Annotated in this window: 6 protein-coding genes; 2 read left to right on the forward strand and 4 right to left on the reverse strand. The window is 66.3% G+C overall.

Translation table 11 applies throughout. The features are described from left to right. Window positions 1–13: 13 nt before the first annotated feature. From ACIBI6_RS29060 to aroQ, 4 genes are all read right to left on the reverse strand, one after another. On the reverse strand, window positions 14–913 hold the full coding sequence (locus ACIBI6_RS29060) for a cutinase family protein (RefSeq protein ID WP_364350909.1): 900 nt from the start codon (window positions 911–913) through the stop codon (window positions 14–16). A 382-nt stretch (window positions 914–1,295) separates the two neighbouring features. Next, window positions 1,296–2,765, reverse strand: coding sequence for a glutamate synthase subunit beta (locus ACIBI6_RS29065; RefSeq protein WP_364350906.1), 1,470 nt, complete (start codon window positions 2,763–2,765; stop codon window positions 1,296–1,298). A 53-nt stretch (window positions 2,766–2,818) separates the two neighbouring features. After that, window positions 2,819–7,471, reverse strand: coding sequence for a glutamate synthase large subunit (gene gltB, locus ACIBI6_RS29070; RefSeq protein ID WP_364350903.1), 4,653 nt, complete (start codon window positions 7,469–7,471; stop codon window positions 2,819–2,821). 764 nt (window positions 7,472–8,235) lie between these two features. Beyond that, complete coding sequence (gene aroQ, locus ACIBI6_RS29075) at window positions 8,236–8,826, reverse strand: gamma subclass chorismate mutase AroQ (RefSeq protein ID WP_364350900.1); 591 nt, start codon at window positions 8,824–8,826, stop codon at window positions 8,236–8,238. A 248-nt stretch (window positions 8,827–9,074) separates the two neighbouring features. On the opposite strand from aroQ, the gene ACIBI6_RS29080 reads away from it, so the two are divergent. After that, the gene (locus ACIBI6_RS29080) at window positions 9,075–10,838 is read left to right on the forward strand and encodes a DUF4407 domain-containing protein (RefSeq protein WP_364350897.1); all 1,764 of its coding nucleotides are present in this window, start codon (window positions 9,075–9,077) and stop codon (window positions 10,836–10,838) included. Between the two features lie 761 nt (window positions 10,839–11,599). Beyond that, a complete protein-coding gene (locus tag ACIBI6_RS29085; RefSeq protein ID WP_364350894.1) occupies window positions 11,600–13,171 on the forward strand; it encodes an adenylate/guanylate cyclase domain-containing protein in 1,572 nt (523 codons plus the stop codon). The last annotated feature ends 93 nt before the right edge of the window (window positions 13,172–13,264 follow it).

Consider the following 13,264-nt stretch of genomic DNA (forward strand, 5'->3'; position numbering starts at 1 on the left):
TACCGCCCTGGGATCAGGCCATGCCCGCGATCCAGTTGTGCATCCAGGAGATAGCGTTCTGCCCGCCACCCACCGGGTAGCTGCCGTAGAGCGTATGCGCGTGCGAGTCGTAGAAGCGCTCCAGATCCTTCGCCCGCTGCTGGTTGGCGGATTCGGTGAGCTGCGACTGCAGCGTCGGGATGCCGCCGAGGTTCATCAGGTCGTTCATGATCGTGCCCGCCTCGAGCTGGTAGCGCCAGAGGTTGGCCGGATTCGCCTCGGAGGTCTGCGCGAGGAAGCCGGCGAACCGGGTCACGAAATCGTCGGGGGCGGTGGCGCAGTAGAGATCGTCGAGCGCGCAGATGGTGCGGGTGCGATCGCTGAGCCAGCCGAAGCCGCCGACCCGAGCGCCACCGGCGCCCGCGCCCGGCGCGACCGGTCCGACCTGGATGTCGGTGGGCGAGCGACGCGGATCGGAGATCAGGCCGACACCCGCGATCCGGTCCGCCGGAATCGAGCTCAAGCCGGTGCCGATTTCGGCGGCGAGGTCGCCCGCCGCATCCGCGCCCTGGCTGTAGCCGACGATCGCGATCTTGGTGCCGCCACAGCTCTGTGCCATCTCGGTGGCCAGGCCACGGGCGCGATCGGTCGCTTCCTTCTTCGACGCGCCGTAGACATCGCCTTCCCACGGGAAGGCGGTCGCGGCATAGGTCACGTAGTCGACGTCGACCGACCGGGGCAGATTGTTCGTGACACCGGACAGCATGCCGGGCTGTGGCGTCTTGTCCTTTCCGGTCTCCCAAGTACCCGGAATCGCAACCACATAGAGGCTCGGGCAGCCCGGATCGGCCGTTACCGAACCGCTACCAAGGACTACGCCGGATGCTACAGCCGCGCACGCACCGAGTGCGGCGGTCACCTTCTTCAACCGCATACTGCTCCAGTTCAAAACATCGCCCCTTGCGAGAGCAAGCTTCCGACAGTTGTTTACCAACCGTGCTGACCTCGGCGGATGTCGGTCCAGTGCATCTGGGTCGACGCGAGCAACCCACCGGTATGACATGCACGTAGCGACCCGCATCCCAAGATCACGCACCACGCCGCTGATCACAATAAGGCAACACCGCAACCAGCGCCATTCGAACCCCGTGAGCGTGTCCGATTCCCGTCACCGCTTACGACGAAAACGGTTCCGCTCGGCGCCCTTCCGTGGGTTCCACCAAGTTCGAATACGTGCGAAGGGCGAATGCGCGGCACAAAAAAGGCGCCTGCGGACCGAAATCCACAGGCGCCCTTCCGCTCCGGTAAGAGAGGGTCTAGCGTTGCGCGACCGCCGTCGGCGGGATCGGCGCGGGTAGCGCGGTCTCGCCTTCGAGGAACTTGTCGACCGCCGACGCGGCGGCGCGGCCCTCGGCGATGGCCCAGACGATCAGCGACTGGCCGCGGCCCATATCACCGGCGACGAAGACGCCCGGGATATTGGTCGCCCAGTTCTTATCGCGCTGGACATTGCCGCGCTGGTCGTAGCCGACACCGAGACCTTCGAGCAGGCCCGGCTTCTCGGGTCCGGTGAAGCCCATGGCGAGCAGCACCAGATCGGCCTCGAGGGTGAAGTCGGTGCCCTCGACCTTCTCGAAGCGGCCGTTGACCATCTTGACCTCGTGCGCCTCGAGCGCGGTGACCTTGCCGTCCTTGCCGACGAAACGCTCGGTGTTGACCGAGAACACGCGTTCGCCGCCCTCCTCATGCGCCGAGGAGACCCGGTACATGAGCGGGTAGGTCGGCCACGGGGTTGAGGAGGCGCGCTCCTCCGGCGGCCGCGGCATGATCTCGAACTGGTGGATGCTGGCCGCGCCCTGGCGATGCGAGGTGCCGAGGCAGTCCGCGCCAGTGTCACCGCCACCGATGATGACGACCTTCTTGTCCTTCGCATGGATCGGCGGCAGGCCGTTCTCGTCGGTGACATCGTCGCCGAGCTGTACCCGGTTGGACCACGGCAGGAATTCCATCGCCTGGTGGATGCCGTCCAGATCCCGGCCCGGGATCGGCAGGTCACGCGCCAGGGTGGCGCCACCGGCCAGCACGATCGCGTCGAACCGCTCGCGCAGCTGCGCGGCGGTGATATCGACACCGACGTTCACTCCGGTCTTGAAGATGGTGCCCTCGGCCTCCATCTGCGCGAGACGGCGGTCGATGAAGCGCTTCTCCATCTTGAACTCCGGGATGCCGTAGCGCAGCAGACCACCGATGCGGTCGGCGCGCTCGAAGACGGTCACGGTGTGACCGGCCCTGGTCAGCTGCTGCGCGGCGGCCAACCCGGCCGGGCCGGAGCCGACCACGGCGACCTTCTTGCCGGTGAGGCGGGTCGGGTAGACAGGGGTCACCCAGCCCTCGTCGAAGGCGTTCTCGATGAGCTCGACCTCGACCTGCTTGATCGTCACCGGATCCTGGTTGATGCCGAGGACACAGGACGCCTCGCACGGTGCCGGGCAAAGCCGACCGGTGAACTCCGGGAAGTTGTTGGTCGCGTGCAGCCGGTCGATGCCCTCACGCCACTGGCCCTTGTGAACCAGGTCGTTCCACTCCGGGATGAGGTTGCCCAGCGGACAACCGTTGTGACAGAACGGAATACCGCAGTCCATACAACGGCTGGCCTGGGTCTGCAGGGTCTGGTGCGAGAAATCCTGCTCGTAGACCTCTTTCCAGTCCATCAGGCGCAGCGGAACCGGACGACGCGTCGGCAGTTCCCGTTTGGTGTGCTTCAGAAATCCTTGCGGGTCAGCCACGTGCCGCCCCCGAATAGTCACAGCGCCTCGTCGACATTTTTAGAACTTTCTGGTCAGCCACGTGCCGCCTCCATAATCGCCTCGTCGACATCCGTGCCGTTCTTCTCGGCTTCGGAAATCGCGAGCAAAACCTTCTTGTATTCGCGCGGCATAACCTTCACGAAGTGGTTCACCTGCTGGGACCAGTCGCTCAGGATGCGTTCGGCGACAGCCGAACCCGTCTGATCGCGGTGCTGGGTGATGATGTCGCGCAGCCAGGTGAAGTCGTCACCGGCGAGCTGCTCGACCGCGTCGGCCTGCTCCGGGTTGAGCTTTGCCTCGAAGGTGCCGTTCGGGTTGTAGACGAAGGCGACACCGCCGGACATACCGGCACCGAAGTTGCGGCCGGTCTCACCGAGGATGACCACCCGACCGCCGGTCATGTACTCACAGCCGTGGTCACCGACGCCCTCGACCACCGCGGTGGCGCCGGAGTTGCGCACGGCGAACCGCTCGCCGACCACACCGTTGATGAAGGCCTGGCCGCTGGTGGCGCCGAACAGGATCACGTTGCCCGCGATGATGTTCTGCTCGGCGACGAATTCGGCCGGCGCGTTCAGCGACGGCCGCACGATGATGTGGCCACCGGAAAGACCCTTGCCCACATAGTCGTTCGCGTCACCCTGCACCCGCAGCGTGATGCCCGCGGGCACGAACGCGCCGAAGCTGTTGCCCGCCGAACCGGTGAAGGTGATGTCGATGGTGTCGTCGGGCAGGCCCGCGCCACCGTAGAGCTTGGTCACCTCGTGGCCGAGCATGGTGCCGACGGTGCGGTTCACGTTCGTGATCTTGGTCTCGAACTTCACCGCCTGACCGCGCTCGAGCGCATCGGCGCTCTGCGCGATCAACTGCACGTCCAACGCTCGGTCCAGACCGTGGTCCTGGGTCTTGGTGCGGTACCGGTCCTGGCGCATGAATGCCGTCTCGACATCGTCGAGGATCGGCGACAGATCCAGCTTGCTGGCCTTCCAATGCGCCTTGGCCTGGGCGGTGTCGAGCATATCGACCCGGCCGATGGCCTCATCCAGGGTGCGGAAGCCCAACTCCGCCAACAGTTCCCGGACCTCTTCGGCGATGAACAGCATGAAGTTCTCGACGAATTCCGGCTTGCCGGTGAAGCGTTCGCGCAGCACCGGATTCTGCGTCGCGACACCGACGGGGCAGGTGTCGAGGTGACAGACCCGCATCATGATGCAGCCCGAAACGACTAGAGGCGCGGTGGCGAAACCGAATTCCTCGGCGCCGAGCAGTGCGGCGATCACCACGTCGCGGCCGGTCTTCATCTGGCCGTCGACCTGCACGACGATGCGATCGCGAAGTCCGTTGAGCAGCAACGTCTGCTGGGTTTCGGCAAGACCGAGCTCCCAGGGACCACCCGCATGCTTGAGCGAGGTCAGCGGCGAGGCGCCGGTACCGCCGTCATGGCCGGAGATCAGCACCACGTCCGCATGCGCCTTCGACACACCGGCGGCAACCGTGCCGACACCGGGCTCCGCAACAAGTTTCACGTGAATCCGCGCCTGCGGGTTCGCGTTCTTCAGGTCGTGGATCAGCTGCGCCAGATCCTCGATCGAGTAGATGTCGTGATGCGGCGGCGGCGAGATCAGGCCGACGCCCGGCGTCGAGTGCCGTACCTCGGCCACCCACGGGTACACCTTGTGCGCGGGCAGCTGACCGCCCTCACCGGGCTTGGCGCCCTGGGCCATCTTGATCTGGATATCGGTGCAGTTGGTCAGGTAGTGCGCGGTGACACCGAAGCGACCTGAGGCGACCTGCTTGATCGCCGAACGCCGCCAGTCACCGTTCTCCTCGACCTCGAAGCGGGCCGGATGTTCGCCGCCCTCACCGGAATTCGAGCGACCGCCGAGGCGGTTCATCGCGATCGCGAGAGTCTCGTGCGCCTCGGAGGAGATGGAGCCGTAGCTCATCGCGCCGGTGGAGAAACGCTTGACGATGGCGCTGGCCGGTTCGACCTCGTCGATCGAAATCGGCTTGCGCTCACCGGTCTTGAACTTGAACAGACCGCGCAGCGAGGCCAGCCGCTCGGACTGATCGTCGACCAGCTTGGTGTACTCCTTGAAGATCGAGTACTGACCGCTGCGGGTGGCGTGCTGCAGCTTGAAGACGGTGTCCGGGTTGAACAGGTGGTATTCACCCTCGCGCCGCCACTGGTATTCACCGCCCACCTCGAGTTCGCGATGCGCGCGCTCGTTACGGTTCTCCAGGAACGCCACGGTGTGTCGGGCCGCCACATCGGCGGCAATCTCGTCCAGACCGATGCCGTCCAGGTGGGAACGCAGACCGGTGAAGTACTCGTCCACCAACTCCTGCGACAGGCCGATGACCTGGAACAGCTGCGCTCCGGTGTAGGAGGCGATGGTGGAGATGCCCATCTTGGACATCACCTTCAGCACACCCTTGCTCGCGGCCTTGTTGTAGTTCGCGACCGCCTTGCGGTAGTCGGCGGGCAGATCGCCGGTGCTGCCGGGCATCTGGAGCCCGCCGCGCTCGAGCAGGTCCTCGATGGTCTCGAAGGCCATGTACGGGTTGATCGCGGCCGCGCCGAAGCCGACCAGCATGGCCATGTGGTGCACCTCGCGGGCGTCACCGGCCTCGACGACCAGGCCGACCATGGTGCGGGTGCGCTCGCGCACCAGGTGGTGGTGCACCGACGCGGTCAGCAGCAGCGACGGAATCGGCGCCAGCTTCTCATTGGACTCGCGGTCGGACAGCACGATGATCCGCGCGCCGCCCTCGATGGCGGCCGAGACCTGGGTGTTGATGGCCTCGAGCGCCTTGCGCAGGCCCTTGCCACCCTTCTTCACCGGATATAGACCGTGCACAACCACCGAGCGCAGCTCCGGATGCGAGCCGTCGTCGTTGATGTGGATGAGCTTGGCCAGCTCGTCGTTGTCCAGGATCGGCTGCGGGATGGTGATCTGGTGGCAGGACTCCGGTCCCGGATGCAGCAGATCGGCCTCCGGACCCAGAGCCCGCCGCAGGCTGGTCACCACTTCTTCGCGGATCGCGTCCAGCGGCGGGTTGGTCACCTGCGCGAAGAGCTGGGAGAAGTAGTCGAAAAGCAGTCGAGGGCGCGAGGACAGCACCGCGATCGGGGTGTCGGTGCCCATCGAGCCGAGCGCCTCACCGCCGGTCTTGGCCATCGGCGAGATCAGCAGGTTCAGCTCTTCATTGGTGTATCCGAAGATCTGCTGCCGGATCAGTACGCGGTCGTGGGACATGTGCTCATGCGGACGATCGGGCAGATCGGCCAGCTTGGTGACACCGGCGTCGAGCCAGTCCTGGTAGGGGTGCTCGCCGGCGAGCTGGCTCTTGAGCTCATCGTCGCCGACGATGCGGCCCTGCGAGGTGTCGACCAGGAACATGCGGCCCGGCTGCAGCCGGACCTTCTTGACCACCTTGGCCGGATCGATGTCGAGCACCCCGACCTCGGAGGCCATGACGACCAGACCGTCATCGGTGACCCAGATGCGGCTGGGGCGCAGGCCGTTGCGGTCGAGGACGGCGCCGACCACGGTGCCGTCGGAGAAGCACACCGATGCCGGGCCGTCCCACGGCTCCATCAGCATCGAGTGGTAGCGGTAGAACGCCCGCCGCTGCGGGTCCATGTTCTCGTTGCGTTCCCAGGCCTCGGGAATCATCATCAGCACCGCGTGGGGCAAGCTGCGGCCGCCGAGATGCAGCAGTTCCAGCACCTCGTCGAAGCGCGCGGTATCGCTCGCCCCCGGGGTACAGACGGGGAAGATCTTCTGCAGGCGGTTGTTGCCCGCCTCGTCGATGCCGAAAACATCCGAACGCAGTAGCGCCTCGCGGGCGCGCATCCAGTTCTCGTTACCGGTGACGGTGTTGATCTCACCGTTGTGCGCGACCCGGCGGAACGGATGCGCCAGCGGCCACGACGGGAAGGTGTTGGTGGAGAACCGGGAGTGCACGATGCCGAGCGCGGACTCCATCCGGCCGTCCTGCAGGTCCAGGTAGAACGCGCGCAGCTGCGGCGTGGTGAACATGCCCTTGTAGACGAAGGTCTGACCGGACAGGCTCGGGAAGTACACCGATTCCTTGCCGACCGCGCCCTCACCCGCGCCGGCTTTGCCCAGTTCGTGCTCGACGCGCTTGCGCACGACGTAGGCCCGACGTTCCAGATCCATGCCCGAGAGCGGTTCGGCCGAACCCTTCGGCGAGCCGATGAAGACCTGCCGGAATGTCGGCATGGCGTCGCGGGCCAGCGCACCCAGGGTGGACTCATCGGTGGGCACTTCGCGCCAGCCGAGCACGGCCAGGCCCTCGGATTCGACGATCCGCTCCAGGCCGTAGGCGGCCTTGGTCGCCTCGCGGCGGGCCTGCGGCAGGAAGGCGATACCGGTGGCGTAGGAACCCTCCGGCGGCAACTCGAAATCGACCACGGCACGGAAGAACCGGTCCGGAATCTGGATCAGGATGCCGGCGCCGTCACCACTATTGGGTTCGGCACCTGCGGCACCGCGGTGCTCCAGGTTCAACAGAGCCGTAATAGCCTTGTCGACGATGTCGCGGCTGCGGCGGCCGTGCATGTCGACGACGAATGCGACACCGCAGGCGTCGTGCTCGTTCGCCGGGTCATAGAGCCCGATGGGTCCGGGGGACCTGTGGCCAGGAAGTTGCGTCATGCCTCTGCCTTCAAGAAAGTCGGCCTCGATGAATCGGCCTATGGGAAAGGGGCCTTTCGTCGATTGCCTCCGTCAAGACTGCGCCTGTACGTTGCGAAACCAGCCGCGCTGATGGTCTTCTTCGTGCAGTCACGTCTCCAGTTGTCCACCCGCTGCGATGACGTAGGGGTGCTCGTCGGTAACGGAACGCTTACGTGTTCCTTACCTCCGCACGGGTGCGCGCCCGCTACGCTTGGGCACCGGATTTCCGAGCCCGAGCGGGCGCTATTGCCGAACATTGTTGTGTTCGGCGTAAGAGCAAACGATAAGTCAGGTCCGGGGCCCAACCAACTTAGGTCGTGCTAATAACCGGGTCTAGCTGGGCTTCTTCAATCGGTCCTCCACGTGTGCGCGTCGTCCAGTGTAAAGCAGCGAACGCAGTGCGATCGATCCCCTTGGCACCGGGTGCCAACCAGCGAGAACGGGCGCCCAGGACCCGCACAACGGCGCACCTCGCACCCAGAGAACCGGCGCTCACCTGCATCGAAGTGGATTTCCCCTGCTTCAGTCGAGGCAAACCCGATTCGCTGTGGCTAACCGGTCAGCGGGCTGGATGAGAGATTTCTGACAGGGGTGTGACAAGCACACAACCCGATCCGACCGTCCGGACTCTTTTGCTCGATGTGGGATTCAGCACATCTCCAGCAATCTGATTCGAGTGGTTTACGACACATTTACACCGGGCGACACGCGGTGCCTGAAAACATGGCTCGCGGCACATACATCTAGGAACCGCATAGCGCGGCGGCGGCGCGGACCAGCGCCGCCTGATGCAGCGCATCGCGGTCGGCGGCGAGCACTCCGAAAACGGGCGGTACCAGGCGCTCGGTACAGGTCGGTCCGGTGAGCTCGGCACGCCGCAGAGCGAGTTGGTCGACGATTTCCACATTCACCCGGTCGATCACCGGGCGCACGGACGCCAGATCGGGCGGCGCGCTCGGGACCGCGGCCGGATCGAAGCGCCAGCGGGTGACCAGGCCGCGCTGCACGATTTTGTTGGCCTCGATCTGGCCGTAGAACACCTGGTGGATCCAGCTTTCCGGGAGACCCCGATCGGCGCCGAGGCGCGCCATCGCGTCGTAGACCTGCGCTTCGCGGACCGGATCGTCGATGGATGGTTCGCCCCCGTTCTGCGTGGCGGTCGCCCATTTGGCCGCGGCGACGGCGTCGGCGGTATCCAGGCGTTCGGTCACCAACGCGACGATGCGGTCCAAGGCCGGATCGTTGTCGAGTGTTTGCGCACGGCTATCGGGGGCGGCCAGCAACAGGGTCGCCGCCACACACACCAAAACCCTTGCCGAGCCTCGGAAAAGCATTCGCAACACCTCGTTCAGGTCCGGTCATTCATGCCAGATTAAGGGTGAGCGGGGGCACAAGTCCGGCGGCGTTGGCGAACGCTGTGAGCCTGACCACATCCCCGGCTCCGTGCTCGGTGTGTCGCGGTCGCGCCTGTCACGCTGTGACAACGAATCTGTGACAGTTTCGGCGAGTTCTTTCGAGCGACCTGCAAGCAGTCGCTAGCGGGCAGCCACTTTGACTTGGGATGTAGAGGATGTGGGATCCCATGACAATTACCGGCTTGTTCACCTGGCTCGGCGGGGGTCTCGGGCGCGAGCAGGGTGGGACCGAACTCTATTACCCGCATGAGCGGGCGGATTATGCCGTGACCGGCACCGTTGTACTGCTGTTCGCGGCGGTGGCCGGGATCGTCGGCACGGTCGCCCTTGCCACGGCCGATGCCATGCCGCTGTTCGCGGTCGCGTTCGTCGCGTTGGTCATCGCGCTGCTGGCCGGCGCGGTGGCCCGCGCCTTGGCGACCGCACGCCCCGCCGGTGGGCCGGATCGTCGCGGTCTCGTCGGACGGATCGCGGTCGCGATGCTCGCCGGGGTACTGGTCGCGGAGCTCGCTTCGACGGTGCTCTTCGGCGGCACCATAGATCGGCTGCTCGATGAAAAAGCGCAGCGTGCGGTCGATTCCGCACCCGCCGTGAGCACCGTGCGAACCGAGCTCGAGCGTGCGAAGGCCGATCGCGCCGCACTGGATCAGTCGATTACCAAGGCGCAGGCCGATATCGACCACGCGCTGGTGATCGCGCGCTGCGAATACAACCCGACGCCGGAGTGCCCGCAGACCAGGATCACCGGAGTGCCCGGTCGCGGCCCCGAATCGCAGACCGCCAATGCGATGCTCGATGACGCGCGCAAGCAGTTGGTCGCGGCGCAGGACCGGGTGGCCGGACTGGATCAACGAGTCACCGATGACCAGAAGGCCCTCGACACAGCCGGTTCCGCCGCGTTCACCGCAGCCGATCGCGGCCTCGGGGCGCGCTGGCTGGCCATGAACGACTACACCACCGGCAGCGCGGGCGCATTTCTGCTCCGGGTGCTGACCATCGGCACCTTCGTACTGCTCGCGCTGCTGCCGCTGACCCTGCGGTGGTGGCGCGGTGAGACCTCACTCGATCGGAGACTGGCCTTCCACACCGTGCAAGATCGCGCCGAACGCAGCGCCGATGCCGCCATCGCGGTGAAACGCGCCGAGGTGCGGACCGAGGCCGAAAATCTGCGCGCCGAACAACTATTGACCGCCGCCCGACTGGCCGTCGAGGCCGATACCGCCATCGATCGGGAGCGTCAGCGCACCCGGATCATCGCCGCCATCGGCGGGTTGGAAATCGGCGTCACCGAACCGGGGCGAGGTGAACTTCCAGCCGGTACGGCTGGCGATCGAGAGGACAGCACCGTGTCTCATGAGGTGACCCCCAATCTTCCGGCCACCGTGAGTGCGGGTGCGCTCGCACCGACCGGCGGTGCAGGCGCGGTGGTGCCGCATACCGCCTCGGCCGCACCCAAGGGCGGCGGCCTGGAACTTCCGCTGATCGGCACCGTGCCGTTCTCCGATACCGCGGCCCGCTTCATCCGCCCGCTGGTACCCGCCTTCGTCGCCAATGCGATCGACACCGCGACCCACCCCCTGCGCACCGCCCGCCAGGCCTTCGAAGAGGTCGAGGAAATCACCTTCACCCTGCGCCGCACCCGCAAAGTGACCGTGGACTCCCAGGACTCACACGCCCAGGCCATGACCCAGCCCCCGCACCCCGGCTACCAATTGCCCGGCACCCCCGACTCCTGGCACGCCCAGCGCGTCGCGGCCACCGTCGTCGACGCGGACTACACCCAGGACCCCCGCTACTCGGCCCTCCCCCCGGCCACCGCACCCCAAGGCTATGGCCTGCCCCAAGCCGTGCAGCGCGACGAGCTCTCGGCCCACCACCGCAACGAACTCCCCAACCACCGCGGCCCACGCGAACTACCACCCGCCAACTAGCCGATCGCACCATCCGGCGGGCCGATTCGTGCGGCCTACGGATTGCACCAGCCACGGCGCGACGCCCCCGGATCAGCCGCCGTGACTGGTGCACCCGAATAGCTCGGCGCGCGGGACGTGGAGCCCCCCTGCTGGCCGAAGTCACTCCGAAGGCGGAGGGAACTGTCCCGTCAACTGACCGGCGGCCGCACGATGCGGGCGACACGATGGCCACCCCTGGTGCATCGCGGCATTATTCGGCGTCCGCGGGGTGGTGCCCTCCTAGGCGATTCACTCCGCGGCCCGAAGACTGCAGCCCGCCGACTGACCGGCACGATCCAGCCGCCGATGCCGCCTGACAGATCGCACCATCCGAGACCCGACTTCCTTGGATCAGCCGCCTGGGCCACATCTGATGCATCGCAGCATCGTTCGACCGCGCACGATGCGATGCCCCGCTGCTGGCGAAACTCACTCAGCGACCGAGGAACTGCCGCCAACTGACCGCCGGCCGCACGACGCGACGCGCCACGCGGCCACACCTGATGCATCACAGCATTGCTCGACCGCGCACGACGCGATGCCCCGCTGCTGGCGAAACTCACTCAGCGACCCGAGGAACTGCCGCCCACCAACTGAGCGCCGCCGCACGACGCGATGCGCCACGCGGCCACACCTGATGCACCGCGGCATTGCTCGACGCATGCGGGAGGGGTGCCGGACATCGGTCGGCGGCGATGCGGGCAGCGCTGGCTGCAGGTGGGGCGCATAGTCTGCAACGCATGCCCGACAGTGACTTGCCGACCGTGCCGGATGCTGGGGCTGCCCCTTGGGGGTCGCGGCTGCTCGGGTCGGCGGCGGAGTCGGCTGGGAAGCGGCGGGTTCGGGTTCAGTTGTTGTTGACGGTGCCGTTGTTGATTGCGAATGTCACCGGTATCACTGTCTCGATCGCATTGATCGGCTTCGTATTGCCCGGGCCGACGGTGTTCACCAGGCGGTTGGTGCTGCTCAATTTTGTTGCGACGCCGCTGTATGGGGTGCTGGCGCTGCTGATCGGGATGTGGTGGGGCACGACGCGCGGGCTGCGGGCGTTGCGCTGGGCCATCGACCCGGATCAGGTGCCGAACGAGGCGGAGCAGGTCGCCGCGACGCGAGTGCCGATGCTGCTCGTAGGGTGCCAGGCGGTGCTGTGGCTGGGCGGGATGACGCTGCTGACCACGCTGTACGGATTGTCGGATCCGGCGCTGATTCCGAAGATCGTCTTCGGCATCGGGATCAGCGCAATCGTGGTGTCCGCCAATAGTTATCTGATCATCGAGTTCGCACTGCGACCCGCGACCGCGCGAGTCCTCGAAGCCGCGGTCTCCCGACAGCGGCGCGGGATCGGCGTCTTCGGCCGCTCGATTCTGGCCTGGACGCTCGGTTCCGCGGTACCGGTCGCGGGCTCCATGGTGCTCGCCCTCATGGCGCTGGCCATGGACAACATCAGCACGGCGCGACTGGCGGTGTGCATGCTCGCGCTCGGCGGGGCCGGGTTGTGCTTCGGTCTATTGCTGATGGCGCAGACGCTTTCGGCGACGGTCGCACCCATTCGTGGTGTGCGGCGCGCACTGCGTCAAGTAGAGGACGGCGATCTCGATGTCGCTGTCACGGTGTACGACGGCACCGAATTGGGTGAGCTGCAAAGCGGATTCAATCGCATGGTCGCGGGACTGCGTGAGCGCGAACAGATCAGGGACCTGTTCGGTCGACATGTCGGCCACGAGGTCGCCGAGGCGGCGCTCGAGCGCGAGCCGAATCTCGGCGGTGTGGAGTGCGAGGCGGCGGTGCTGTTCATCGACATCATCGGCTCGACGACCATGACCGCCACCCATCCCGCCACCGAAATCGTCGCCATTCTGAACAGCTTCTTCGAGATCGTGGTCGACGAGGTCGAAGGGTGCGGCGGCCTGCTCAACAAATTCGAGGGCGACGCCGCGCTCGCCGTCTTCGGTACGCCGGCACCGCTCGACGACGCGGCGGGCGCAGCCCTGGCCTGTGCCCGCGCCATCCGAAACCGCTTGACCGCAAAGGCGTCCGATTTCACCGCCGCCATCGGCGTTGCCGCGGGCCGCGTCGTCGCGGGCAATGTCGGCGCGCACCAACGCTACGAATTCACCGTCATCGGTGATGCGGTCAACGAGGCCGCCCGCCTCTGCGAACTCGCCAAAACCGATCCCGGTCGCCTGCTCACCTCGGCATCCACCATCGCCGCCGCCGATTCGTCCGAGGCGATGCATTGGCAGCTCGGCGAATCCGTCACCCTCCGCGGCCGTGTCACACCGACCGGATTGGGACGGCCGCGACTGGATTAGCCGGTCGGCACAGCACACCCGTATCCGCACCGATTACCCGCTACCGGGCTTCAACACGGAACCGGACAACTGTTCCGAACCGGACAGATATCC

The organism is Nocardia sp. NPDC050412, assembly GCF_044458825.1.
Taxonomy (GTDB): Bacteria; Actinomycetota; Actinomycetes; order Mycobacteriales; family Mycobacteriaceae; genus Nocardia.